This is a genomic window from Pseudomonas sp. M2(2023) (genome assembly GCF_030263955.1).
GTDB classification, from domain to species: domain Bacteria; phylum Pseudomonadota; class Gammaproteobacteria; order Pseudomonadales; family Pseudomonadaceae; genus Aquipseudomonas; species Aquipseudomonas asiatica.
Genome location: NZ_CP127114.1, coordinates 567335 through 592667, shown reverse-complemented (window position 1 = coordinate 592667; position 25333 = coordinate 567335). Strand labels below are relative to the sequence as shown.

Annotated in this window: 19 protein-coding genes and 1 tRNA gene; 6 read left to right on the top strand and 14 right to left on the bottom strand. The window is 62.8% G+C overall.

Annotation, left to right across the window (positions count from 1 at the left end):
• Nucleotides 1-30: 30 nt before the first annotated feature.
• Complete coding sequence (locus QN085_RS02710; RefSeq protein ID WP_023662675.1) at nt 31-963, bottom strand: NAD-dependent epimerase/dehydratase family protein; 933 nt, start codon at nt 961-963, stop codon at nt 31-33.
• Nucleotides 956-1840: a sugar nucleotide-binding protein gene (locus QN085_RS02705; protein WP_024086179.1), complete on the bottom strand. Its 885-nt coding sequence runs from the start codon at nt 1838-1840 to the stop codon at nt 956-958. Before QN085_RS02705 ends, QN085_RS02710 begins: the two co-directional genes overlap by 8 nt.
• 264 nt (nt 1841-2104) lie before the next feature.
• Between QN085_RS02705 and QN085_RS02700 the strand changes: the two genes are divergently transcribed.
• Both QN085_RS02700 and QN085_RS02695 read left to right on the top strand, forming a co-directional pair.
• Nucleotides 2105-3145 (top strand): Fe(II)-2OG oxygenase family protein, encoded by a 1041-nt coding sequence (locus tag QN085_RS02700; RefSeq protein ID WP_013970659.1) that lies wholly within the window; start codon nt 2105-2107, stop codon nt 3143-3145.
• 17 nt (nt 3146-3162) lie between these two features.
• Nucleotides 3163-3957: a TSUP family transporter gene (locus QN085_RS02695; RefSeq protein ID WP_013970658.1), complete on the top strand. Its 795-nt coding sequence runs from the start codon at nt 3163-3165 to the stop codon at nt 3955-3957.
• 8 nt (nt 3958-3965) lie between these two features.
• On the opposite strand, the gene QN085_RS02690 is transcribed toward QN085_RS02695, so the two are convergent.
• A complete protein-coding gene (locus tag QN085_RS02690) occupies nt 3966-4775 on the bottom strand; it encodes a helix-turn-helix domain-containing protein (protein WP_041506285.1) in 810 nt (269 codons plus the stop codon).
• Between the two features lie 177 nt (nt 4776-4952).
• Here QN085_RS02690 and QN085_RS02685 point away from each other — a divergent pair, with 177 nt between their 5' ends.
• Together QN085_RS02685 and QN085_RS02680 are read left to right on the top strand one after the other, a co-directional pair.
• Nucleotides 4953-6395, top strand: a complete 1443-nt coding sequence (locus tag QN085_RS02685; protein ID WP_013970656.1) for an alanine/glycine:cation symporter family protein — start codon at nt 4953-4955, stop codon at nt 6393-6395.
• Nucleotides 6396-6466: 71 nt separating this feature from the next.
• Nucleotides 6467-7456, top strand: a complete 990-nt coding sequence (locus QN085_RS02680; protein WP_024086175.1) for an asparaginase — start codon at nt 6467-6469, stop codon at nt 7454-7456.
• A gap of 126 nt (nt 7457-7582) precedes the next feature.
• Here QN085_RS02680 and QN085_RS02675 read toward each other — a convergent pair.
• The 9 genes from QN085_RS02675 to QN085_RS02635 form a co-directional block, all read right to left on the bottom strand.
• Nucleotides 7583-7678 (bottom strand) — tRNA-Sec (locus QN085_RS02675).
• 6 nt (nt 7679-7684) lie between these two features.
• Nucleotides 7685-9607 (bottom strand): selenocysteine-specific translation elongation factor, encoded by a 1923-nt coding sequence (gene selB, locus QN085_RS02670; protein WP_013970654.1) that lies wholly within the window; start codon nt 9605-9607, stop codon nt 7685-7687.
• Complete coding sequence (gene selA, locus QN085_RS02665) at nt 9604-11031, bottom strand: L-seryl-tRNA(Sec) selenium transferase (protein WP_013970653.1); 1428 nt, start codon at nt 11029-11031, stop codon at nt 9604-9606. Before selA ends, selB begins: the two co-directional genes overlap by 4 nt.
• Nucleotides 11032-11190: 159 nt before the next feature.
• On the bottom strand, nt 11191-12111 hold the full coding sequence (fdhE, locus tag QN085_RS02660) for a formate dehydrogenase accessory protein FdhE (RefSeq protein WP_024086174.1): 921 nt from the start codon (nt 12109-12111) through the stop codon (nt 11191-11193).
• 4 nt (nt 12112-12115) lie between these two features.
• Nucleotides 12116-12772, bottom strand: coding sequence for a formate dehydrogenase subunit gamma (locus tag QN085_RS02655; protein ID WP_013970651.1), 657 nt, complete (start codon nt 12770-12772; stop codon nt 12116-12118).
• Nucleotides 12769-13719: a formate dehydrogenase subunit beta gene (fdxH, locus tag QN085_RS02650; protein ID WP_013970650.1), complete on the bottom strand. Its 951-nt coding sequence runs from the start codon at nt 13717-13719 to the stop codon at nt 12769-12771. The genes QN085_RS02655 and fdxH overlap by 4 nt, the downstream gene beginning before the upstream one ends.
• Nucleotides 13719-16787 carry a formate dehydrogenase-N subunit alpha gene (fdnG, locus tag QN085_RS02645; protein ID WP_143133120.1) on the bottom strand — a complete coding sequence of 1023 codons (3069 nt, stop codon included), beginning with the start codon at nt 16785-16787 and terminating at the stop codon, nt 13719-13721. The genes fdxH and fdnG overlap by 1 nt, the downstream gene beginning before the upstream one ends.
• A 272-nt stretch (nt 16788-17059) precedes the next feature.
• A complete protein-coding gene (locus QN085_RS02640; RefSeq protein WP_013970647.1) occupies nt 17060-17821 on the bottom strand; it encodes an SDR family NAD(P)-dependent oxidoreductase in 762 nt (253 codons plus the stop codon).
• Between the two features lie 21 nt (nt 17822-17842).
• Entirely contained in the window at nt 17843-18628 is a 786-nt protein-coding gene (locus QN085_RS02635; RefSeq protein WP_031325527.1) for a TSUP family transporter, read from the bottom strand.
• A 199-nt stretch (nt 18629-18827) separates the two neighbouring features.
• Between QN085_RS02635 and QN085_RS02630 the strand changes: the two genes are divergently transcribed.
• On the top strand, nt 18828-20207 hold the full coding sequence (locus QN085_RS02630) for an aminotransferase-like domain-containing protein (protein WP_023662682.1): 1380 nt from the start codon (nt 18828-18830) through the stop codon (nt 20205-20207).
• A gap of 143 nt (nt 20208-20350) precedes the next feature.
• On the opposite strand, the gene QN085_RS02625 is transcribed toward QN085_RS02630, so the two are convergent.
• The gene (locus tag QN085_RS02625; RefSeq protein ID WP_013970644.1) at nt 20351-20893 is read right to left on the bottom strand and encodes a single-stranded DNA-binding protein; all 543 of its coding nucleotides are present in this window, start codon (nt 20891-20893) and stop codon (nt 20351-20353) included.
• A gap of 9 nt (nt 20894-20902) precedes the next feature.
• Nucleotides 20903-22297, bottom strand: a complete 1395-nt coding sequence (locus tag QN085_RS02620) for an MFS transporter (protein ID WP_015268752.1) — start codon at nt 22295-22297, stop codon at nt 20903-20905.
• 129 nt (nt 22298-22426) lie between these two features.
• Here QN085_RS02620 and uvrA point away from each other — a divergent pair, with 129 nt between their 5' ends.
• Nucleotides 22427-25261, top strand: coding sequence for an excinuclease ABC subunit UvrA (uvrA, locus tag QN085_RS02615; RefSeq protein ID WP_013970642.1), 2835 nt, complete (start codon nt 22427-22429; stop codon nt 25259-25261).
• Nucleotides 25262-25333 lie beyond the last annotated feature (72 nt).

The window sequence follows — 25333 nt, the reverse complement described above, 5'->3', positions numbered from 1 at the left end:
CGATAGGGGCGCAAAGCGCCACCAAGAATTTCAGCCCTTACCCAGAAGCCGCGACAAGCCCTCGACCATCGGCGTCGCCTGCGGAAACTCGAACCGCGCCAACAAGCGCTGGTTATCCGCCCGCGAATGGCGAATGTCACCCGAACGTGCCGCCACATAGCTGACCGCCGGCAAGCTACCCACCACCTTCTCAAGCGCTGCCAGCAACTGGTTGAGCGAAGTGGCCTGGTTGAGGCCGATATTCACCGCGCCCTCCTCGACCTGCGGCTGCTCCAGCGCCTGCACCATCACCTGCACCAGGTCGCCCACGTAAAGGAAGTCCCGGGTCTGCTCACCATCACCGAACACGGTAATCGGCAAACCCTGCACAGCACGTTGGGAGAAGATGCTGATCACCCCGGAATACGGCGATGACGGGTCCTGGCGCGGCCCGAAGATATTGAAGAAGCGGAACACCACCGGCTCCAGGCCATGCTGACGACGGTAGAAGTCCAGGTACTGCTCACTGGCCAGCTTGTCCACGGCATACGGGGTCAGCGGCGCCTTGGGGGTGTCTTCGGCAATCGACTCGCCTTCACCATTGTTGCCATACACCGCCGCACTGGAGGCGAACAGCACCCGGCGCAGCCCATGCACGCGCATGGCTTCGCACACGTTGAGGGTACCGATGAAATTGCTCTGGTGGGTCCGCACCGGGTCCTCGACCGAGGCCTGCACCGAGGCCACCGCTGCCAGGTGCACCACGGCACTGCAGCCAGCCGTAACCTGCGTAACCAGCTCGGCATCGGCGACATCGCCTTCAACCAGTTCCAGCCGAGGGTGGTCAACCTGCAGGTTGCCCCGCTGGCCAGTGGAGAAATCGTCGAGAATGCGTACGGCGTAGCCTTTCTCCAACAACGCATCGCACAGGTGGGAGCCAATAAAGCCGGCACCGCCGGTGATCAGGATGGGGGCGTCAGCCATGGCGGTAGAACCGGTCCAGTAGAGGCGGCAAGCCGGCGCGCCAGGCGCGCGGCTTGATGCCGAAGGTATGAAGGATTTTCTTGCAGGCCAGTACCGCGTGCTGCGGCTCTTCGCTGGCATCCGGCCGTGCGGCATGTGCCTGCGGCGTCGGCGCCTGCACGGCCAGCTGCCGGTACTGGCCTGCCTCGGCGAGGATCGCCTGGCCCAGCGCCAGCGGCGTGGTCGCCTCGTTGCCGGCGTAATGGTAGGTGCCCCACAGCGGCGCACTGCAATCGAGTTGTTTGAGCACCGACAGGATCACCCGGGCGGCGTCGTCGACTGGCGTAGGGTTGCCACGCCGGTCATCGGCCAGCAGCAGCTCCTGGGGTTGCTCGGCGCGGGTCAGGAAGCGGCCCAACGCCCCGTCGATGCTTTCGTCGAGCAGCCAACCAAAGCGCAACAGCACGTGTTGCGGGCAAGCCGCGCGAACGCTCTGCTCGATGCGCCACAGGGCCTGGCCACGCAGGCCCAGCGGTACCGGCTCGTCCTTTTCGCTGTAGGCCGTGGCCCGAGAACCATCGAACACCCGGTAGCTGGATGGCTGAACCAGGGTGATCTGGTGGTGCTGGCACAGCTCTGCCAACCGCTCCACAGCCCGCTCCTGCTGGGCCAGGCGCTGCTCACTGACCGACTCGGCCTGGAACCAGTCGAAGTAATAGGCCAGGTTGACCAGTGCATCGGGACGATGATCGTCGAGCAGCTGGGTGAGGCTGGCCGGCGTCCAGCCGTTCTCGGGCGGGCGCGGAGCCAGGAATGCGATGTCCTCCTCGGCCCCAAGACGAATCAGCGCTTGCCCGAGGGCATTGCCACCACCCAACAGCATTAGGCGCATACGCATAGAGTCAGCAGATCCGGAGAGGTTGATTGAAGGAAAGGGGTCATTTTGCGGTTTCCGGGCGGGGAAGTCCAACACCGGACCCGTTCGATGCCACAGGCGGTACTGAATTCAAAGTTCCACCGTTCAATACCGCAACACGCAGAAATCTCCTACGACATACCAGGAACGAGCTGACTTCCGCGCAACAGCACAACCGCATTGAATAGTTGACTCCCCCACTTGCCAGCCGGGGAGCTTCACAAAAACAAGTACAAGGAACGTTCAATGCCTCACTCGGAAGCTGCATACCTGGATTTCAGCCCGGAGCAAAGCAAAGCCATAGCCTTTGCAAGCCAGACAATTGCTGACCTGGGTGGCCCAGAGGCCAAAGGAGTAGCACTTCAGGCTCGTATATTTGCCGATCAATTCGAGCAAGCCTTGAGCGTGGAACAGCGTGGGTTGCTACAACGCTTCAGTGAAGGCCAGCTATCTGCCTTGATGTACAGGCATATGCCTTGTGCCGACGAGCCAATACCAGAATATCTGCCCCACATTTCCGCCCTGGCGCAAAACCCACGCTGCCAATACCTTGCCTCACGCAATCAACTACTGCTGGAGCTCGTGCGCCACCGCAGTTTCGCCTTCGATATAGATAACGAGGGTAAGCAGGTTCGCCTGGTAGGCAACTTCAAGGGCGGTGGCCGCATTCCGCGACTCGACGAAGATCCCTGCCTGAAAGTTGAAACCAGCTCGCATGCGGGCTTGCGCTTGGGGCCGCACACTGAAGCGCCCTACAACTGCTCGACAATTTCCAGCAACGCTCACTCCCCTGCTCCCTCTGCACTGATTCTGACTGCGCGCTGGAACCCCGCCAATGAACCTACGCATGTCTTCCCGCTCCGGGGAATCATTGAACGCTTGGGTAGCATGGGCACACTTGCACTGACTTCAGCGTCTTTCGACTTCACCCGCAGTGACTGCTTCGGTCACGGACAAGGCAATGCAGGCAAAGCAGTTTCAATACTGCAATTCGAGCCAAATGGTGGTTTCTCTGTTCGTTACAATTGCTATCGCTTCAGTCTGAATGAACGCGCCTGCAGCGCTGCTGCGCGCGCTTTCGACTCCTTTCAAAAAATACTGGATACCACACAACCGTTGGCGTTTGTCCTGCAGCCTGACACCGCACTGCTGATCAACAACAGCCGAGCCTTGCACGGCCGCGACATGGTTCAGGACAACCGGCGCCTGCTTATCCGTCAATTCGGATATTCCCCCTTCGCCGAACCGCTGGTGCTCGCTGAAGACCCGCTGCTGGTGCGTGGCTGATCATAGGAAAACACGCAATGATCGAATTAGATTTAACGCTTGTTCTGACCCTAGCACTGGTGGCACTGATGGCCGGCTTTTTCGATGCTATCGCCGGTGGCGGGGGCCTGATCACGCTCCCGGTGTTGTTCATTGCCGGTATCGAACCCTTGGCGGCAATTGCCACCAACAAGTTCCAGGCGGCTTCGGCTACGGTTTCGGCTACGTGCGCCTTCGCCCGCAAAGGCATGATCGACTGGAGACAAGGCAGTCCAATGGCTGTCATGTCGTTTATCGGAGGGGCGTTGGGTGCCTTGTCGATAACTTACGTGCCCAAAAGCGTTCTGCAGGCGTGCGTTCCACCTCTGCTGATCCTGATAGCCGCCTACTTTGCCTTCAGTCCAAAGCCGAATGAACAAGCGCGCAAGGCAAAGATATCGACCAGCCTGTTCTGCATTACGGTTGCACCAATCATTGGCTTTTATGACGGGATCTTCGGCCCTGGCGTCGGCTCGTTCTTCATGCTGGCCTGCGTGATCCTCTTGGGCCAGCACTTGATACAAGCCGTGTGCACAAGCAAGCTTTTGAACGCAGCCTGTAACCTGGGCGCGTTGTCAGTCTTTTCACTGAGCGGGGCGATCATCTGGCCGCTGGCACTGGCAATGGCATTCGCTGCTTTTGTGGGGGCTCAACTGGGCGCACGCTGCGCAGTACACTTTGGCCCCCGTCTGATCAAGCCATTGCTGGTCTGTGTTTGCTGCATCATGGCAATCAAGTTGCTGCTCGACCCAGGCAACCCTGTTGGCGAGTGGTTACATCAACTTGTTCTCTGAAAAAAGCATCACTCGATTTCGAACAGACTGTTACGCAACGGCCCCACGCTGAGGCGCTCACGCACATCGTCATCTATGCGTGGATCATCCGGCTGGTACAGTTTTACCTGCCGGTAGACATTGATGCGATTGATCTCCTCTCCCAGGTAGTCCCACACAACCCGAGTGCAGGCCGGGTTTCGCCGGTCTCCGCTGGATACGCCGGCCTTCAGGCCGTTGAGCCGGGTAATGCGGCTTTTGAAACTGGGGATGAGGATAGTCTGGCTCATCTCGTTGAACGTCAGCGACTCGTAATCGACCAGGAACATCCGGTCCTGCAGCTGGAACGCCGCTCCCAGATAGCGACAACGCACCTCGGCATGGGGGTTGGTGGCGCTGGAACGCTCCTGGCGTTCCTGGCGTTCGAAAAGGAACTGCCCGCGCTCCTCCCACAGGTGCACCAATGACACCAGGACCGTACCCGGAACCGACATGCAGTTGGAATATTCCAGGTAGTAACCGCAATAGCGCGACAGGTTCCCCGCGTGGGCGTGCAACGGGCGGAACAGATCAATGATCGGGTCGCCAGGCTGCTCGGCCGGGGTCGACACGCGGGCACCGATCAGGCGGCTGAACTGCTCGGGTGGCAAATTCAATTCGTAATCTTCGACCCCGAAGAAATCGCCGATGCGCTTGAGGTTGTAGGTCGTCGGGCGGCTTTGCCCACTCAGGTACTTGTTGAACTGCGCGCGGTTGATCGACAGCTGGCGGCAAACTTCGGAGATAGAGCGGTAGTGGCTGCAGGCCAGTTTAAGATTGGTAGCGAAATGATCGCTCATGACTCGGGACTCAGGTGACGCGAATGGCGCAATTGTAGCATCAAGTTGCACCAAATCAGAGCAACCCGCGAAATTGTAACCGCTCTTGTCATAGCCAACCATGCGCCCCACGAATAGCGGTGCGCCTGCCGTCCGCTGATCTTCCACACGAACAATAAGAATCGAGGTCATTTTCCAATGCTCGAAGTACTCAACGATTTCCTCTCGGGGAAACTTCTCATTGTGCTGATCGTAGGGCTGGGTAGCTACTTCACTATCCGCTCCCGGTTCGTCCAGTTCCGCCACTTCGGCCACATGTTCGGTGTGTTCAAGGAATCGCTGCGTGGCCAGGCAGGCCAGCTGAGCTCCTTCCAGGCCCTGATGCTGAGCCTGGCTGGCCGCGTTGGTGCCGGTAACATCGCCGGTGTCGGCATTGCCGTGACCCTGGGTGGCCCAGGTGCCGTGTTCTGGATGTGGGTCACCGCACTGGTGGGTATGTCCAGCAGCTTCTTCGAATGCACCCTGGCCCAGGTCTACAAGCGCGCCGATGGCGACGGCCTGTACCGTGGTGGCCCGGCGTACTACATCCAGCACGGCCTGAAGCTGAAAAGCATGGCCATCGTGTTCTCGGTCCTGCTGCTGGTCACTTACGGCTTCGCCTTCATCGGCCTGCAGTCGTACACCGTGACTCACTCGCTGCAGAACGCCTTCGCCTTCGACCCCAAGCACACCGGCATCGTCCTCGCCGTGCTGCTGGCCATCACCTTCATCGGCGGCATCAAGCGCATCGCCGCGGTGTCGGACCTGCTGGTACCGGTCAAGACCCTGGCGTACATCGGCGTGACCCTGTACGTGATCGGCACCCAGATCGAGCACGTGCCAGCCATGCTGGAAACCATCTTCAAGAGTGCCTTCGGCCTCGACCCGGCGTTCGGCGGCCTGCTCGGCAGCGCCATCGTCATGGGCGTGAAGCGTGGTGTGTTCGCCAACGAAGCGGGCCTGGGCAGTGCGCCAAACGTCGCAGCCGTGGCCGCCGTGAAACACCCGGGTGCGCAGGGCGTTGTCCAGGCATTCAGCGTGTTCCTCGACACCTTCGTGATCTGCACCTGCACCGCGCTGCTGATCCTGTTGTCGGGTTTCTACACCCCGGGCTTCGAAGGTGACGGCATCGTCCTGACCCAGAACTCGCTGGCCGCCGTGGTTGGTGACTGGGGCCGCGTGTTCGTCAGCGTGGCACTGTCGCTGTTCGTGTTCACCTGCATCCTCTACAACTACTACCTGGGCGAGAACAGCCTGCAATTCCTCAGCCGCAATCGTGTGGTACTGATGGTATTCCGTGGCCTGGTACTGGCGCTGGTTGTATGGGGCTCGTTGCAGGACCTGTCGACTGTGTTCGCCTTTGCCGATATCACCATGACCTGCCTGGCCTTCGTCAACCTGGTGGCCCTGGCCCTGCTGTTCAAGGTCGGCCTGCGGGTGATGCGCGACTACGACGACCAGCGCAAGGCGGGCGTCGACCAACCGGTGTTCGACTCGGCCAAGTTTGCCGACCTGGACCTGGATCGCAATGCCTGGCCTGCCAATCCGCAGGCGGAAACAGCCACTGACAAAGCAGTCGGCGAAGTCCAGACTCAACGCTGATATTCTCCCCTGCCAGCCGCCCCGTCCGTGGGCGGCTTACCTTCTTCCGCTCACCGCTACGGATACTTCCCATGCGAGCAGTAAAGAATCTCCTCGTGCTCTATACCGGGGGCACCATCGGCATGCTCGAAACCCCCGAAGGCCTGGCGCCCGCCGGTGGCTTCGAAGCACGCATGCGCGAACACTTTGCCCAGTTGGCCGACGCCCCCCAGGTGCAATGGACCTTGCAGGAACTGAACCCGCTGCTCGACAGCGCCAACATGCAACAGCACAACTGGCTGGCGATGCGCGATGCAATCGTCGCAGCGGTAGAGGTGGCTGGCCATGATGGCGTGCTCGTACTGCATGGTACCGACAGCCTGGCCTACAGCGCCGCGGCGTTGTCGTTCCTGCTGCTGGGCCTGCCGGTGCCAGTGCTGCTGACCGGCTCGATGCTGCCGGCAGGTAGCGCGGACAGCGACGCCTGGGGCAACTTGTGCGGCGCACTGCGCCAGTTCGAACAAGGGCTGGAAGATGGCGTGCAGCTGTACTTCCATGGGCAGCTGCTGCATGGCTGCCGGGCGTCGAAGCTGCGCAGCGAGGCGTTCGATGCCTTTGCCGCGCTGCCGCGTCATCGTGACAGTGAGCGCGCAACGGCGATCCCTGCCGAGCTTGGCTACAAGCACCCGCGCCAGCCAGTCAACCTGGCGGTAGTGCCGGTGTTCCCGGGCCTGCAGGCCGGGCATTTGCAGGCACTGCTGGGCAGCGGCGTGCAGGGTTTGCTGCTGGAATGCTACGGCAGCGGAACCGGGCCGTCGGATGACCAGGCGTTGCTGGATGTGCTGAGCACGGCACGCCAGCGGGGTGTGATGCTGGCAGCTATCAGCCAGTGCCCTGAGGGGTCGGTGGTGTTCGATACCTATGCGGCGGGTAACCGCTTGCGCGGGGCCGGGCTGGTCAGTGGCGGGGGCATGACCCGGGAGGCGGCGCTGGCCAAGATGGTTGCGTTGCTGGGGGCCGGGCTGGATGTCGAAACGGCAGAGCGGTGGTTTGCCCTGGATCTGTGTGGCGAGCGGGCCTGACTGTTACCTGCTCTGGCCTCTTCGCGGGTAAACCCGCTCCTACAGGGGCGTCACAGTTCCAGAGACTTGTACGGTACCTGTGGGAGCGGGTTCACCCGCGAATAGGCCCTGACAGGCAAAAGAAAATGGCGGAAGGCAGCGGGAGTCGAACCTGCCCGGGAACGGCTGCCGTCCCCAACCGGGTTTGAAGCCCGGCCGCGCCACCGGGCGCGATTGCCTTCCTTGAACTCAGTGCCTGGCCTGCTGCTGGGCCAGGGCGCTGTCGGCGCGAATGTGACGCTGATCGGCCACCCTCCGGGTCAGGCCGATGCGGTCGAAGTACTCCAGAATCTGCACACTGCGCTTGCGACCGATGCCCAACATATCGCGAAACGCGGCAACCTGCACTATCGGCGTTTCACTGGCCTGCCCCAGCAGCAGCTCTGCCATGCGCTGTAGCGTCGCCTCGGGGTAGAACAGGTCGCGCACCACCTGGTGCACCAGGCCCAACCGGGCCAGCTTGCGCAGCAACAGGCGCACATCGGCTTCGGCACAATTTTCCTCGCTCGCCAGCGTCCGGACCCAGGGCGGATCGTATTGCCCCGCCAGCAACTTCGGTTGCAGACTCGCCCATAATGCACTGTCGGCTTCGCTCAACTGCACCTTGTGATCGGGCAGGTGCAGCCAAGGCCCGCTGCTGGCAATGGCGCCGTCTTCGAGCAACTCATCCAGCAGGCTGACAAAAGCGGGCCGCTCCAGCGGCAAGGCAGCAAAGCGGCGCAGGCGGTCGCGGTCCGGGCCGAGCTGGTCGGGCTCCTGTTCATGGAACCGCGCCAGCTGCTCCAGCACCTGGCGCTTGAGCGACTGCCACCGGGCACTGGCAAACAGCAGTTGGCCCTGCCGCGTGGCCACCACCAGCACATCTTCCGGCAACTGCCAGGTTTCGCGCAGGCGATTGAACTGCCGTTCCAGACGTTGCGGGTCGATACCCCCGGGTGCGCTGGCAAGCAGTGCCGGCAAGGCCTGCTCCAGGTCCTCGGCATCACGCAGCACCTGCAATTGGCGCAGGCGCTCATCACTGCGACGCTGACGGCTTGGCGCGAACGGATCGAGTACCTTGCCGCCCCCCAGTGTGCGCTGGGCACGCTGATCGCGCAGCACCAAGCGGTCGCCGTGCACCGCCTGCAGCGGCGCGTTGAGCAGCAACTGGGCGAACATGCGCTGGCCTGCCACCAAGGTTTCACCCTCGAGCAAGGCTACCCGGGCCGTTACATCCTGGGTGCCCAGGTGCACGTGCACAGCGCTGAAATGCTCGAAGGTACGGGTCTCGCCCGGCAACAGGTTCAGCTCGATATCCACCCGCACGCTAGGCGCATGCAGCCACTCGGGCACCAGCCAGTCCCCCCGGCGCACCTGCTCCACCGCCAGGCGTTCGGCAGCAATGTTCAGTGCCACCCGCTGGCCCGCTTCGGCCACCAGTGCGGCCTGGTTCTGCGCATGCAGGCCACGCACCCGCACCGGTTTGCCGGCCTTGCCCAGTAACAAGGTGTCACCGGCACTGACCCGCCCGGCCAGCGCCGTGCCCGTGACCACCACACCCGCACCGGTAACGGCAAAGGCGCGGTCGACGGCCAGGCGGAAACCGCCGCGCACGCTGCGCTGGCACACGCGCTGTTGCGCGGCCAGCAAGGCCTGGCGCAAGGCATCGATACCTTCACCGGTCACACTGGACAACGGAAACTGCCGCGCACCGGCATATGGGCCCGGCGCCAGAAGTTCGCTGACCTGTGCCTGCACTTCGGCCAGGCGGGCCGGCTCTACACGGTCGCATTTGCTGATCGCCACCAGGGCTTGTGGGATGCCCAGCAACTCGATGATCGCCAGGTGCTCACGGGTTTGAGGCATTACCCCGTCGTCGGCCGCCACTACCAGCAGTACCAGATCGATGCCATGGGCGCCGGCCAGCATGTTGTGGATAAAGCGCTCGTGACCGGGCACGTCGATGAAGCCGGTCAGCGCTGCGCCCTCGGTCAACGCCGCATAGCGATAGCCAAGGTCGATGGTCATGCCACGGGCGCGCTCCTCCTGGCGCTGGTCACCGGCCTGGCCGGTCAGGGCCTGGAGCAGTGCGGTCTTGCCGTGGTCGATGTGGCCGGCGGTACCAACGATCACTGTACCGGCCCCAATTGCAGGGCGGGCAACTGAGCCAGCCACTGGGCCTCGTCATCCAGTTGGCGCAGGTCCAGCCACAGGGCGTCATCGTCGATTCGGCCGAGCACTGGCACGGGCAGACCGCGCAAGGCGCGCTCCACTACATGCAGGCTGCGCCCGCGCAACTTCTTCGACACCTGCGGGCGCAGGCACAATGCCGCGCTTGGCAGGCGGGCCACCGGTTGGCTGCCACTGCCAATCATGCCCAACGCCGGCTCCACACTGACCGCCCATTGCTCGCCGAGGCGAGCTTTGATTTCAGGGGCCAGGCGCTCGGCCTGGGCCTGGATTTCTGCCTGGCTGCGGGTCAGCAGGCGCAGGCTGGGCAGGCGCTCGGCCAGGCGGTCGGGGTTTCGGTACAACGCCAGCACCGCTTCGAGTGCGGCAAGGGTGATCTTGTCGACCCGCAGCGCGCGCTTGAGCGGGTTCTTCTTGATTCTGGCGATCAGCTCCTTGCGCCCGACGATGATTCCGGCTTGCGGCCCGCCAAGCAGTTTGTCGCCGCTGAAGGTGACGATATCGGCGCCGTCAGCCAGGGCCTGACGCACAGTAGGCTCGGCGGGCAGGCCCCAGCGGGTAAGGTCAAGCAGGCTGCCGCTGCCAAGGTCTTCAAGCAACGGCAAGTCATGTTGGTGGGCGATACGCGCCAGCTCGGCGGTGGGCACCTGGGTAGTGAAGCCCTGAATGCTGTAGTTGCTGCAATGCACCCGCATCAGCAGGCCCGTACGCGGGCTGATGGCGGCCTCGTAGTCACGGGCGTGAGTGCGGTTGGTGGTGCCGACTTCGTGCAGCTTCACGCCGGCGCGGGCCATGATGTCGGGGATGCGGAAGGCACCGCCGATCTCGATCAGCTCACCGCGGGAGATGATCCCCTCCTTGCGCGCACCCAGGCTGTTGAGCGCCAGCAGCACGGCGGCGGCGTTGTTGTTGACCACGGTGACGGCTTCGGCGCCTGTCAGCTCGCGGATCAGGCCCTCGATCAGGTCGTCACGGTCGCCGCGCTTGCCGGTGGCCAGGTCGAACTCCAGGTTGAGCGGGTAGCGGGCGGCGGTCTGCATGGCCTCGATGGCCTCCTCTGGCAACAGGGCGCGGCCGAGGTTGGTGTGCAACACGGTGCCGGTGAGGTTGAACACTCGGCGGACCTGGCTGCGTTGCTGGGTGGCCAAGCGTTCGCCAGTGCGGCCCAACAGGACTTCAGCGGCCAGTTCGGCGGTGCTGAGCTGGCCGGTGCGGGCGGGGTCGCGCAGGTCGTCGAGCAGTTGCCGCAGGGTGGCCAGGACCGCGTCGCGACCGTGGCGGTCGATCAGCGGGAGGCAGGCTGGGTGGCGCAAAAGGGTGTCGATGGAGGGCAGGCGTGGGGTGTCGCTGGCTAGGCTGGAGGACATGCGGTACTACCTTGGACTGATCCGTTGTCTGTACTGGCCTCTTCGCGGGTAAACCCGCTGCTACAAGGGCCGCGCAAGCCTCAAAAGCTGCGCGGGCCCTGTGGGAGCGGGTTTACCCGCGAAGACGGCGACTCGGTCTTACAGTGTAGACACTCTCCATTACCCGGGTGCGAGCATCAGGTTCGGTGCCAACCGATGGAAGCCCTCCTCGTCCAGGCGAATGTCCAGTGCCAGGCTGGCCAGGTCATCGGCCAGCGGCTCGGCCGCCGCATCGTTTTCCAGGTAGTTCTGCTTCAGGTAGCTCTCGCACTCCGGGCAGCACTCCGCCCGTAGCGGCGCCTTGCCCGGCGCATGGCGGTCATCGTCAAGGCTGGTATAGCGCAGGTCCTTGCTCGACTCGCAGTACACGCATTTGACCCGCACCACATGCCATTCGCAGGCACACAGCGAACAAGCCAGGTAGCGCAGGCCATTGTGCTTGCCGCGGTTGCGCACCACCCCGGCCATCGCCGGCGAACCGCAGGCCGGGCACTGGGCCAGGCTGTCGGCGGGCTTGAGCTCTGGTGCGGGCAGCGCCAGCAACCAGCTGGACCAGGCCGCCTGCAAGGCCGCCCCGATGAACGGCACCAGTGCTGCGGGCACTGCGTCGTACTGGCCGGCGAGCAAGGCGATGCCCCAACCCTTGCGTTGACAGTCATCACTGCTGCGCAGGACTTGCAGCGCCTCCCCTAATGGACCGCTGGTCTGCGCATTGAAGTGCTTGAGCAAGGCCTGCAACCAGACCAGCCACGGCCCTTCACGCACCAGGCTGTCCGCCGCCAGTGGCGGCAAACCATGACTTATGCACAGGCGCTGACGCTCCTCTGCCACCGGCATGCCAGCGGGTGGGTTATCCACAAGCTGCTGCTGGATACGGCACAAACAAGCCACCAGCTTCAGGTATTCGCCAAGGGCATTGCCCTCGGCCAGCTGCTCCAGGCGCTCGGCGCGCAGTTCGAACAGGTTGGCGGGAGGCAGGTGCAGAAACGGCGGCATCACTGCCGACGCTTCGATCTGCCCGGGTTCGAGTATCGTGCTCAAGCGCTCATCCTTCTTTTCGCCCGTGATTGCCCGGCGTCTTGTCACCAGTCACTTCGCGGTACCACAACTCATGGTGCTTGCGCGCCCAGGCGCGGCTGACCCAGCCATGCAGCATGGCGCCGATCGAGCCCTTGATCCAGATACCGGCGTAGATGTGCACGATGATGCTGAGGATCAGCACGAACGCCGCCAGGGCGTGGAGCAGCGCAGACAGGCGAATGACCTCGATGCCGAACAAATGGCTGAAGTATGCGCGCCAGATCACCACGCCGCTGACCAGCAGAACTAGCATGCACACCAGCAGGGTCCAGAACAACAGCTTCTGCCCGGCGTTGTACTTGCCGATCGGTGGCACACCCTCCTCCTTGTTGAGCATCACCCGGTCCACCCGGCGCAGCCACAGTCGGTCATTGGCAGTGATGAAATTGGCGCGCCAGAAACGCAGCACCAGGCCGAGGAAGAACACGAACATCGCCACCCCGAGGAAGGGGTGCAGGATGCGTGTCCACGGGCCACCGCCGAACAGGTTGCTGAGCCAGAACAGCGCCGGATGGAACAGCGCCAGCCCCGACAGGCCAGCCAGGATGAACAGGATCGCGACGACCCAGTGGTTACTGCGCTCGTTGGCGTTGTAGCGCAGGATGGGTTTGTTGTCGTTCATGGTCGCTGCTCCCCTTGCCCACCGGGCTTGGTCGGATCATAGACATGGACCGACGGGTCCACCTGGTGCACGCTTTCATCCGCGGGTGTCGGGTGTTCGTCCTCCTCCACCCGCTGTGGCCCTACCCGCACATAGTGGAAGAACCCGGCCAGCACCGCAGCCCCCATGGCCAGCAGCGCCAGCGGCTTGGTAATGCCCTTCCACAGCCCCACCAGCGGACTGATCACCGGCTGGTCCGGCAGGCCGGCGTACAGCTTCGGCGTGTCGGCATGGTGCAGCACATACATCACGTGGGTGCCACCGACGCCGTCCGGGTCGTAAAGCCCAGCCTTGTCGTAGCCCCGCGACTGCAGGTCGACGATGCGCTCGGCAGCATGCACCTTCATCTCATCCTTGGTGCCGAACACGATCGCCCCGGTCGGGCAGGTTTTCACGCAGGCCGGCTCCAGGCCCACGGTCACGCGGTCGGAACACAGGGTGCACTTGTACGCCTTGTGGTCCTTCTGCGAAATACGCGGGATATTGAACGGGCAACCGGTGATGCAGTACCCACAACCGATGCAGTGGTCCTGGTTGAAGTCGACGATGCCGTTGGCGTGCTTGATGATCGCCCCAGGGCTCGGGCACGCCTTCAGGCAACCTGGCTCGGCGCAGTGCATGCAGCCATCCTTGCGAATCAGCCACTCCAGGTTGCCGTCGTCGCGCTCGTGCTCGGTAAAGCGCATCAGGGTCCAGGTCTCGGCAGTGAGGTCCTGGGGGTTGTCGTAGGTGCCGTGGTTGTGGCCGACCTCGTCACGCAGTTCGTTCCACTCCGAACACGCCACCTGGCAAGCCTTGCAGCCGATGCATTTGGTGGTGTCGATCAGCTTGGCGACTTCCTGCTGCTGGCGTACCGAAGGCGGTACGGTGGTGGTGGCCGAGCGGGCGATGATGTCTTGGCTGGCCATCAGAGTTTCTCCACTTTGACGAGGAACGACTTGGACTCTGGCGTCTGGGTATTGCCGTCACCCAGGAAAGGCACCAGGGTGTTGGTCAGGTAGCCATGCCGCGTAGCCCCGGTGAAGCCCCAGTGCAGCGGGATGCCGATCTGGTGCACGGTCTGGTTGTTGACCTGGAGCGGGCGAATCCGCTTGGTCACTACCGCCACCGCATCGATATGCCCGCGCTTGCTCGATACCCGCACCCGGTCACCGGCCTTGATACCTTTCTCGTTGGCCAGCACCTCGCCGATTTCGACGAACTGCTCGGGCTGGGCAATGGCGTTGAGCCGGCAATGCTTGCTCCAGAAGTGGAAGTGCTCGGTCAGCCTGTACGTGGTCGCCGCGTACGGGAACTCTTCGTGCTTGCCGAGGGTGTCCCACACCGAGTCGAACACCCGCCCGGCCGGGTTGCTGGTGGCCTTCTTGTTCTGCGGGTGCAGCGGGTTGATGCCAATCGGCGTCTCGAACGGCTCGTAGTGCTCGGGGAACGGGCCTTCGGCCATCTTGTCGATGGCAAAGAACCGCGCCACGCCTTCGGGGTTCATGATGAACGGGTTCATCCCCGCCTCGGGCGGCGAGTCGACCTTGAAGTCGGGCACATCGGTCCCGGTCCAGGCCTTGCCGTTCCACCACACCAGGCGCTTCTTCTCCGGGTCCCACGGCTTGCCTTGCGGGTCGCTGGAAGCACGGTTGTAGAGGATGCGGCGGTTGGCCGGCCAGGCCCAGGCCCAGTTCTGCACCTGGTGCATGCCGTACGGGTCGCTGTTGTCACGGCGAGCCATCTGGTTACCCTGCTCGGTCCAGCTGCCGGCGAAGATCCAGCAACCGGACGCAGTGCTGCCGTCGTCCTTGAGCTGGCCAAAGCCCGCCAGTTGCTGGCCGGCCTTGAGCACTGCGCCAGTCGGATCGGTGACGTCCGTCACCGCCCAGCCGTTCATTTCCTTGGCCAGCTCCTCCGGGGATGGCTCTTCAGGGACCTTGTATGGCCAGTTGATGTTCATCAGCGCGTCAGGATAGGCGCCGCCTTCGGCCTGGTAGCGTCGGCGCAGGCGCAGGAACAGCTCGCTCATGATGTGAACGTCGGTGCGGGTCTCGCCCGGGCCGTCGGCGCCCTTCCAGTGCCACTGCAGCCAGCGGCTGCTGTTGACCAGCGAGCCGTCTTCCTCGGCAAAGCAGGTAGTGGGCAGGCGGATCACTTCGGTCTGGATGTTGGCCGTGTCGACATCGTTGAACGGCCCGGCGTTGCGCCAGAACTCCGAGGTCTCGGTGGCCAGCGGGTCCATGATCACCAGCCACTTGAGTTTGCTCAGGGCGGCAGTGACACGGTTCTTGTCCGGCAGCGCGGCAATCGGGTTGAAACCTTGGCACATGTAGCCGTTTACCTTGCCCTGGCCCATCATCTCGAACATGCGCAGCACGTCGTAGGCCGGCACATCGAGCTTGGGCAGCCAGTCGTAGCCCCAGTTGTTCTCCGCCGTGGCATTGGCGCCGTACCACGCCTTCATCAGGCTGACATGGAACTTGCCGTAGTTCTGCCAGTACGACAGTTGGCCAGGACGCAGTGGCTTGGAGGCGCGCTTGTCGATATAGGCGGCATAGTCCTGCTCGGCATCGCCGGCAAGGGTCAAGTAACCCGGCAACGAGTTGGACAGCAGGCCGAGGTCGGTCAGGCCCTGGATGTTGGAGTGCCCGCGCAAGGCGTTGACCCCGCCACCTGGCATGCCGACGTTACCCAGCAGCAACTGCACCATGGCCGCACTGCGGATGATCTGCGCACCGATCGAGTGCTGCGTCCAGCCCAGCGCGTAGAGGATCGTCATGGTCTTGCCCGGTACCGAGCAGGTGGCGATCTCTTCCCAGATCTTCAACATGGCGTCCTGCGGCATGCCACAGGTCATGCTTGCCAGTTCCGGTGTATAGCGGCTGTAGTGCTGCTTCATCAGCTGGAACACGCAGCGCGGGTGCTGCAGCGTCGGGTCAACCTTGGCAAAGCCGTCTGCACCCAGCTCGTAACCCCAGCCGGACTTGTCGGAATACACGCGCTTGGCCTCGTCGTACCCGCTGAACAGGCCATCCTCGAAGCCATAGTTCTCTTTGACGATGAACGACACATCGGTGTAGTTGCGCACGTACTCGTGCTGGATCTTGTCATTGCTCAGCAAGTAATTGATCAACCCGCCCATGAAGGCGATGTCGGTACCGGTACGAATCGGTGCGTAGTAGTCGGCCACCGAAGCGGTACGGGTAAACCGCGGGTCGACCACGATCAGCCGCGCCTTGTTGTGCGCCTTGGCCTCGGTCACCCACTTGAAGCCGCACGGATGCGCTTCTGCTGCGTTGCCACCCATCACCAGGACCAGATTCGCATTGGCGATATCGGACCAGTGGTTGGTCATGGCGCCACGGCCGTACGTCGGGGCAAGACTTGCCACCGTCGGGCCATGTCAGACACGAGCCTGGTTATCGAACCCCAGCATGCCTGTTGCGCGGATGACCTTGTGGGTCAGGTAGCCGGCCTCGCTGGAGGCGGCGGAAGCAGCAAGAAAACCGGTGGTGAGCCAGCGGTTGACCGTTTGCCCCTGGGCGTTCTTTTCGATGAAGTTGGCGTCGCGGTCCTGCTTCATCAGGTCGGCGACGCGATCGAGCGCCTCGTCCCAGCTGACCCGCACCCACTCCTTGCTGCCCGGCTTGCGTACCTCGGGGTACTGCAGGCGGCTCGGGCTGTGGATGAAGTCCAGCAGGCCAGCGCCTTTCGGGCAGAGGGTGCCGCGGTTGACCGGGTGGTCGGCGTCACCTTCGATATGGATGATGTTCTGTTTGACGTTCTTGCCCGCATCGCCCTGGCTGTACATGATCAGGCCGCAGCCGACCGAGCAGTAAGGGCAGGTGTTACGGGTTTCCTTGGTATGCGCCAGCTTGAAGTGACGCACCTGCTCGGCAAATGCTGGTGTCGGGGCCATGCCCAACGCCGCAAGGCTCGAGCCTCCAAGGCCGACGGCGGCGACCTTGAAGAACTGCCGACGGTTCAGGTCCATCGTGCACTCCTGATCAGGTGGTGGACGCACGGAACATGGCCGGCGCCTCTTGGTAGTCACGGTGGCGGCCAATTGATGGCCGCCAACAGTTAAGACTAGCCAAGAATCGAGAAGGTGCGATGACATGGGTCAGCTGAAGGCGCTGTGTTGCCTGATTCGCGGGTGAACCCGCTCCCACAGTTACTGCACATGCCCGAAGCAGGGCGCCATTCCTGTGGGAGCGGGCGTGCACGCGAACACCGGCAACACCGGTGCCATCCACCACCGGCCGATCAGCAAGCCGGCAGGTTGCGCACCACGTTCAGCGCCGCACTGCTCTGGGCCACCGGCATGATCTCGATGGTATTGATGTTCACATGCGCCGGCTGCTCGGCAATCCAGGCCACCGTGGCCGCGATGTCCTCGGGCAGGATGGCCTCCACGTCCCGATACAGCGCCTGCACGGCATCCAGATCGCCGTTCAGGCGCACCACCGAGAAATCGGTCCCCGAGCACAGCCCAGGCTCGATGTTGCTCACTCGAACGCGGGTGCCCGCCAGATCGGCGCGCAGGTTGAGGCTGAAGTGGCGAACGAAGGCCTTGCTGGCGCCATACACGTTACCGCCCGGGTAGGGATAGGTGCCGGCGATCGAGCCGATATTGATGATCATGCCGCTGTCAGCTTCCACCATCTGCGGCAGGATCTTGTGGGTGACCATGGCCAGGCCAGTGATGTTGGTGTCGATCATCCGCTGCCAGTTTTCCGCACTACTGGCCTGGGCACGGTCCACGCCCAGCGCCAGCCCGGCATTATTGACCAGCAGGTCGACCTGCAGTGACGCATCACTAATCTGCTCGACCACCTTCTCGAGCGACACCGGGTCGGTGACATCCAGCGCCAGCGGAATGAAATTGACGCCTAGCTCGGCGGCCAGCGCTTGCAGCTTGTCCATGCGCCGGGCGCCACCGATCACGCGGTAGCCTTTGCCGATCAAGGTACGGCAGATGGCGCGGCCAAAGCCCGAGGAGGCGCCGGTTACGAATGCAGTTTTCATCAGTTGTCTCCTATGGAAGGGTCAGGCCAGATACTTAACGCCCAGGCTGGTGAACAGGCAGAGCATCGAGAACACCAGCGCCTTGCGCACCACTTCGTTGCCCTTGCGCAGGGCCAGTGCACTGCCAAGGTGGTTACCGAGGATGTTGCAGGCCACCAGCGGCACCGCCAGCAGGTAGACGACCTTGCCGGCAATGACGAAGGCCACCAAAGCGCCGATGTTGGATGCGAAGTTGAAGGTTTTTGAATTGGCCGAGCTGGAGACCAGGTCCATGCGCAGCAGGTAGTGGAACGCGATGATGAACATGCTGCCGGTACCCGGGCCGAAGAAGCCGTCGTAGAAGCCGATGGCCAGGCAGGTCAGCGGCACCACGGTGAAGACCATGCGCGATGACAGTTCGCGCTCCTCGACCAAGCGGTCCTTGGGGGTGAGGAAGATGAGGATGCCGAAGGGGATCAGCGCCAGGATGATCTTGCCCACAGCCTCCTGGGAGATCGAGACGATCAGGTGCGCTCCCAGGTAGGCACCGAGCAACGAGAATGGCACGCCGACCAGCGCCACCTGCCAGACCATCTTGCTGTTGGCCAGGAAGTTGCGAATGGCTGCCAGTGTGCCAAGGGTACTGACCAGTTTTTCCTGGCCGAGGGCAACCTGCGGTGGCATGCCGACCAGCAGAAAGCCCGGCACCAGGAACAACCCGCCGCCACCGGCAATGCTGTCTACGAAGCCGGCAACGAAAGCGATAGCCCCAAGCATGAGCACCGCCAGCAACCAGTGTTCCGCCCAGAAAGCGCCCAGAATTTCCATAGCGAAGTCCATCCAGTGGAGTGTCCTGCCAAGCACAACGCAAGTGTGCATGTCCCAATCAGCGCGATGATTGTAATTACGAAAATTGAATCGATGCAATATCGAATTAAATCGACTCAATGGCGAAGATTACCATCATTACCCGCATCCTGGCTTTCATGTTAGGCTGCGCGCAATTGCAGAATCTGGTGCCATTTCCATGTGGGTCCCTCAATACGGCGATCAAACCCAGCCGGTTTATCTGATGATCGCTAATGCCCTTGAACAGGACATCGAAAGTGGTCGGCTTGCAGCAGGCGATCGTTTGCCCACCCTCAAAGACCTTGCCGAGGCACTGAATGTAACCCCCGGCACCGTTGGAAGAGCCTACGACGAAGCCGCCAAGCGCGGCCTGGTGGTTGGAGAGGTAGGCCGTGGCACATTTGTCAGGCAGTTGCGACAGCGGTTATCCGCCCCGTCGGTGCCTACACCAGTTACTGGCGGAAGCAGCCAGATCGATCTCTCGATCATCAAACCCAACGACGCCCACATGAGTTGGCTGGGTACGGCGATCAGCGAGCTGGCCACCTCTGCGGACCTGGGACAGGTACTCGACTATGTGACAGAAGGTGGTCACACCTCCCACAAACAAGCAGGTGCAGACTGGATTCGGCGCTGGCTGCCTGATGCGCGCTGGCAACAGGTTGTACTGACCTCTGGCGCGCAGCATGGACTATTGGTGGCCATCAGCAGCCTGTCGAAGAGCGACGATGTGGTGCTGTGCGAATCGTTCTGCTACCCAGGCATCATCTCCCTGGCCCACAGCATGGGCCGCCGCCTGCGTGGCGTGGCCATGGACGAGCATGGCCTTATTCCCGAGGCATTGCGCGCGGCCTGCCTGGAGCATCGCCCTTCCCTGTTGGTGTGTGTCACCACCCACCAGAATCCCACCAACTCGATCATGCCCCACGCACGGCGCCAGGCCATCGCAGAGATCGCCCGCGAGTTCGACCTGTTCATCGTCGATGACGATATCTACGGCTTCCTTGAACCCGCACCGGATTACCAGCCACTGGCGGCGTATGCGCCAGAACGTTCGGTGTATCTCACCAGCCTGTCCAAAAGTGTGCTGCCGGCGCTGCGTATCGGTTACCTGTACGCCCCACCGCAAACCCTCTCGCGGCTATCGTCGATGGTACGCAGCAGCGTCTGGATGCCATCGCCGTTGATGGCACAACTGGCCAGCAACCTGATCAACAGCGGCATGGCCGACCAGTTGGTGCGAGAACAACAGGAAGAGGCGGCCGCGCGCCAGCAAATGGCCCAGGAGATCCTTGGCAAGTACAAGATCCGCAGCCAGCCCAACAGCTTCCACATCTGGCTGGAGTTGCCCGAGCCGTGGACCAGCGACGAATTCGCCAACCTGGCGCGTAGCAACGGCGTCACTGTAGTCAGTGGCAGCCAGTTCCTGCCAGAGCGCAGCCACGCCAGCTGCGGCGTGCGCATCGCCTTGATGGCCCCCAGCCGTCAGGAGTTGGGCTTTGCCCTGACCAAGCTGGTCAGCTTGCTGGACTCGCCGGAGCCGCGGTTGTTCTATTGATCAGGCTCGCTACTGGAGTGGCAGTCGGTACCAATTCATTCTCGGGCAAACCCGCCCACAAAAAGGTATGCGGCACCGCCCATAAAAAAACCCAGGGCAACTGCCCTGGGTTTCTGGTTTTGCCAGACGCCTAACCGTTCTGATCAGAACGGAATATCGTCATCGAAGCTGTCGAAGTCAGCCGCCGGCTGCGGGGCTGGCTGCTGCGGGGCCGGGCGCTGAGGAGCCTGTTGCGGGCGCGGGGCCTGCTGGCGTGGGGCCTGGTTGTACTGCTGCGGCTGGCCGCCACCGTAGTTGCCGCCACCCTGGTTGTACGGGTCACCGCCCTGCTGCTGGTTCTGCGGACGACCGCCGAGCAGCTGCATGGTGCCGTTGATGTCGACGATGATCTCGGTGGTGTAGCGCTTGATGCCGTCTTTTTCCCACTCGCGGGTCTGCAGCTTGCCTTCGATGTAGCACTGCGAACCTTTGCGCAGATATTCGCCGGCGATTTCGGCAACCTTGCCGAACAGCGACACACGGTGCCACTCGGTACGCTCGACCTTCTGGCCCGACTGCTTGTCGGTCCACTGCTCGCTGGTAGCCAGGCTCAGGTTGGTCACGGCGTTACCGTTGGGCAGGTAGCGGACTTCGGGATCCTGGCCACAGGTGCCGACCAGAATGACTTTGTTAACCCCACGGGCCATAACGTTCTCCTAGGCTTCGCACGCCGAAGAGGCCGGGTTCACCAGGCGCTCGAGGGTCGTACGGTCCAAAATTTTCGTATCCAGTTTGATATAGATGGCGGCTTCTTCCGCCACCACGACGGCGTCGGTCACACCCGGTACAGCCATCAGGCGCTCGGTCAGGCCGGCTTCCCGGACTGCCTCTGGCGTCAGCGGCATGCGCAGGCTGGTCACATAGGGCGGCTCGTTCATGCGCAAGGCGACGACCAACCAGATGGCACACAGTACCGCACAACCGAGGAACACCATGTTCAGCCCGCCGTGCTGGAACAACCAGCCACCGAGGATTCCTCCCAGGGCAGCACCGAGGAACTGGCTGGTGGAGTAGACCCCCATTGCCGTCCCCTTGCCACCTGCAGGCGACACCTTGCTCACCAGCGAAGGCAGTGATGCCTCCAGCAGGTTGAATGCAGTAAAGAATACCACGGTGCCGATCACCAGTCCGCGCAAACCGTCAGCCCACTGCCAGAAGAACACCTCCACCAGCAGCAACACACTGACCGCCCCGGCCAGCACGCGTTTCATCTTGCGCTTTTTTTCGCCATAGATGATGAACGGGACCATTGCAAAAAATGAGATGAACAACGCGGTCAGGTATACCCACCAGTGCTGCTCCTTCGGCAGGCCGCCGCGCTCGACAAAGGCCAGTGGCAATGCGACGAAGCTGGCCATGAGGATGGCGTGGAGGATGAAGATGCCCACATCCAGGCGCAGAAGGTCCGGATGGCGCAGGGTCGGGCCGATGGCCTGGCGCGCCACACCCGACTCACGGTGCTGCAGGATGCTGTGGGTATTGGGCACCACAAAGGCGATCAGCAAGATGCCGACCAGGGCAAGTCCTGCCGTGGCGAGGAACAATCCTGACAAGCCAAAGGCACGAGTCAGCAATGGGCCGACGACCATGGCGACGGCAAACGACAGGCCGATGCTCATGCCGATCATGGCCATGGCCTTGGTCCGGTGCTGCTCGCGGGTGAGGTCGGACAGCAGCGCCATGACCGCAGCGGAAATCGCCCCGGCGCCCTGCAGGATACGCCCGGCGATCACTCCCCAGATGGAGTCGGCCTGGGCCGCCAATACACTGCCCAGGGCAAAGATGACCAGCCCCAGGTAAATCACCGGCCGGCGGCCGATGCGATCGGAAATCATCCCGAACGGGATCTGCAATACGGCCTGCGTCAGGCCATAGGCACCAATGGCCAGGCCGATCAGCGCAGGCGTGGCACCTGCCAGGTCCATGCCGTAGGTAGCCAGCACCGGCAAGACCATGAACATGCCCAGCATACGAAAGGCAAAGACCAGGGCCAGGCCGCCAGCGGCGCGGGTTTCGCCGCCACTCATGCGCTCGTTGTGGGTGTCGTGCATGGATTAACCTCGTGTGAACCGGCGGCGATTCTATCAGTCCGACAGCTTGACGGCATCTACGCGACGCTTTGCCGCGTACTGGCAGCGCGCCGTATACTTCCTTGTTTATGCCCGCCGAGCGAGGCCGCAGTGGACAAGATCCTGATTCGTGGGGCACGTACCCACAACCTGAAGAACATCGACCTGACCCTGCCCCGGGACAAGCTGATCGTGATCACCGGCCTGTCCGGTTCCGGAAAGTCGTCCCTGGCGTTCGACACCCTGTACGCCGAAGGCCAGCGCCGCTATGTGGAATCGCTGTCGGCCTACGCCCGGCAGTTCCTGTCGATGATGGAAAAGCCCGACGTCGACACCATCGAAGGCCTGTCGCCGGCCATTTCCATCGAGCAGAAGTCGACCTCGCACAACCCCCGCTCCACGGTCGGCACCATCACCGAAATCTACGACTATCTGCGCCTGCTGTACGCTCGCGTGGGTACCCCACGCTGCCCGGATCACGATATCCCGCTGGAAGCGCAAACGATCAGCCAGATGGTCGACCTGGTGCTGGAGCGACCGGAAGGCAGCAAGCTGATGCTGCTGGCGCCGGTGGTGCGCGAGCGCAAGGGCGAGCACCTGGCGGTATTCGACGAGCTACGGGCCCAGGGCTTTGTGCGCGCCCGGGTCAACGGCAAGCTCTACGAGCTCGACGAACTGCCCAAGCTGGACAAGCAGAAAAAACACAGCATCGATGTGGTGGTGGACCGTTTCAAGGTCCGCGCCGACCTGCAACAGCGCCTGGCCGAGTCGTTCGAGACCGCGCTCAAGCTGGCCGACGGCATAGCCCTGGTAGCGCCGATGGATGACGAGCCAGGCGAGGAGACGATCTTCTCCGCGCGTTTCGCCTGCCCGGTCTGTGGCCATGCCATCAGCGAGCTGGAGCCGAAACTGTTCTCCTTCAACAACCCCGCCGGCGCCTGCCCGACCTGCGATGGACTGGGGGTGAAGCAGTTCTTCGACACCAAGCGCCTGGTCAATGCCGAGCTCACCTTGGCCGAAGGCGCGATCCGCGGCTGGGACCGGCGCAACGTGTACTACTTCCAGATGCTCGGCTCGCTGGCCGCGCATTACGGCTTCAGCCTGGAGGAACCATTCGGCCAGCTTTCGGCCGAGCACCAGAAGGTGATCCTGCAGGGCAGCGGCAAGCAGAGCGTCGACTTCAAGTACCTCAACGACCGTGGCGACATCGTCAAGCGCTCGCACCCGTTCGAAGGCATCGTGCCGAACCTGGAGCGTCGCTACCGCGAGACCGAGTCGGCCACCGTGCGCGAAGAACTGGCCAAGTTCCTCGGCACCCAGCCGTGCCCCGATTGCCGCGGCACCCGCCTGCGCCGTGAGGCAAGGCATGTGTGGGTGGGCGAAAAAACGCTACCGGCAGTGACCAACCTGCCGATCGGTGAAGCCAGCAACTACTTCGGCGAGCTGACTCTGACCGGACGCCGTGGCGAGATTGCGGCGAAGATCCTCAAGGAAATCTGCGAGCGCCTGCAGTTCCTGGTGAACGTCGGTCTCGACTATCTCACCCTGGACCGCAGCGCTGATACCCTATCCGGTGGCGAAGCGCAGCGTATCCGCCTGGCCAGCCAGATCGGTGCTGGCCTGGTGGGAGTGATGTACATCCTCGATGAGCCGTCCATCGGCCTTCATCAACGTGACAATGACCGCCTGCTGGCCACCCTCAACCACCTGCGCGACCTGGGCAACACGGTGATCGTGGTGGAACACGACGAAGACGCCATCCGCCTGGCTGACTACGTGGTGGACATCGGCCCTGGGGCCGGCGTGCACGGCGGTCAGATCGTCGCCGAGGGGTCGCCGCAGGAAGTCATGGAGCACCCCGACTCGCTGACCGGCAAGTACCTGTCAGGGCGCAAGAAGATCGTAGTGCCGGCCAAGCGCACGCCGCGCAACAAGAAGCTGCAACTCAAGCTCAAGGGCGCGCGTGGCAACAACCTGCAAAACGTCGACCTTGAAATCCCGATCGGCCTGCTGACCTGCGTGACGGGGGTGTCCGGTTCGGGCAAGTCGACACTGATCAACAACACCCTATTCCCACTGGCCGCGACCGCCCTGAATGGCTCAAGCAGCCTGGAAGCGGCGCCGCATGCCAGCATGGATGGCCTGCAGCACCTGGACAAGGTAGTGGACATCGACCAGAGCCCGATCGGCCGCACCCCTCGCTCGAACCCGGCGACCTACACCGGCATCTTCACGCCGATCCGCGAGCTGTTCTCCGGTGTGCCGGAATCGCGTTCGCGCGGCTATGGTCCGGGGCGTTTCTCGTTCAACGTCAAGGGAGGCCGTTGCGAGGCCTGCCAGGGCGATGGCCTGATCAAGGTGGAGATGCACTTCCTGCCGGATATCTATGTGCCGTGCGACGTGTGCAAGAGCAAGCGCTACAACCGCGAAACCCTGGAGATCAAGTACAAGGGCAAGAACATCCACGAGGTGCTGGAAATGACCATCGAGGATGCCCGCGAGTTCTTCGACGCAGTGCCGGCGCTGGCGCGCAAGCTGCAGACGTTGATGGATGTGGGGCTGTCATACATCAAGCTGGGCCAGTCGGCGACCACGCTGTCGGGCGGTGAGGCACAGCGAGTGAAGCTGTCGCGCGAGCTGTCCAAGCGTGATACCGGCAAGACCTTGTACATTCTCGACGAGCCGACCACGGGCCTGCACTTTGCCGATATTCAGCAGTTGCTGGACGTCCTGCATCGCCTGCGCGACCACGGCAATACCGTGGTGGTGATCGAGCACAACCTGGATGTGATCAAGACCGCGGATTGGCTGGTGGATCTGGGGCCGGAGGGTGGTTCGAAAGGCGGGCAGATCATTGCCTGCGGTACGCCGGAAGAACTGAGTACGATGAAGCAGTCGTATACCGGGCACTACCTGAAACCGTTGCTGGAGCGGGATCGGGCGTAAGGCCTTGGGGGCGCTTTTTGCCCTTTTCGCGACAAAAGGCCGCTCCACAGGAGGAATGCATTTCCCTGTGGG

What these genes read in the sequence shown, in the direction of transcription:
- QN085_RS02690 (WP_041506285.1), bottom strand. Translation starts at nt 4,775, where the DNA reads ATGAGCGATCATTTCGCTACCAATCTTAAACTGGCCTGCAGCCACTAC.
- QN085_RS02705 (WP_024086179.1), bottom strand. Translation starts at nt 1,840, where the DNA reads ATGCGTATGCGCCTAATGCTGTTGGGTGGTGGCAATGCCCTCGGGCAA.
- fdxH (WP_013970650.1), bottom strand. Translation starts at nt 13,719, where the DNA reads ATGGCCAGCCAAGACATCATCGCCCGCTCGGCCACCACCACCGTACCG.
- QN085_RS02635 (WP_031325527.1), bottom strand. Translation starts at nt 18,628, where the DNA reads ATGGAAATTCTGGGCGCTTTCTGGGCGGAACACTGGTTGCTGGCGGTG.
- selA (WP_013970653.1), bottom strand. Translation starts at nt 11,031, where the DNA reads ATGTCCTCCAGCCTAGCCAGCGACACCCCACGCCTGCCCTCCATCGAC.
- QN085_RS02620 (WP_015268752.1), bottom strand. Translation starts at nt 22,297, where the DNA reads ATGCACGACACCCACAACGAGCGCATGAGTGGCGGCGAAACCCGCGCC.
- QN085_RS02680 (WP_024086175.1), top strand. Translation starts at nt 6,467, where the DNA reads ATGCGAGCAGTAAAGAATCTCCTCGTGCTCTATACCGGGGGCACCATC.
- QN085_RS02625 (WP_013970644.1), bottom strand. Translation starts at nt 20,893, where the DNA reads ATGGCCCGTGGGGTTAACAAAGTCATTCTGGTCGGCACCTGTGGCCAG.
- QN085_RS02695 (WP_013970658.1), top strand. Translation starts at nt 3,163, where the DNA reads ATGATCGAATTAGATTTAACGCTTGTTCTGACCCTAGCACTGGTGGCA.
- QN085_RS02655 (WP_013970651.1), bottom strand. Translation starts at nt 12,772, where the DNA reads ATGAACGACAACAAACCCATCCTGCGCTACAACGCCAACGAGCGCAGT.
- QN085_RS02700 (WP_013970659.1), top strand. Translation starts at nt 2,105, where the DNA reads ATGCCTCACTCGGAAGCTGCATACCTGGATTTCAGCCCGGAGCAAAGC.
- QN085_RS02710 (WP_023662675.1), bottom strand. Translation starts at nt 963, where the DNA reads ATGGCTGACGCCCCCATCCTGATCACCGGCGGTGCCGGCTTTATTGGC.
- QN085_RS02640 (WP_013970647.1), bottom strand. Translation starts at nt 17,821, where the DNA reads ATGAAAACTGCATTCGTAACCGGCGCCTCCTCGGGCTTTGGCCGCGCC.
- QN085_RS02630 (WP_023662682.1), top strand. Translation starts at nt 18,828, where the DNA reads ATGTGGGTCCCTCAATACGGCGATCAAACCCAGCCGGTTTATCTGATG.
- QN085_RS02685 (WP_013970656.1), top strand. Translation starts at nt 4,953, where the DNA reads ATGCTCGAAGTACTCAACGATTTCCTCTCGGGGAAACTTCTCATTGTG.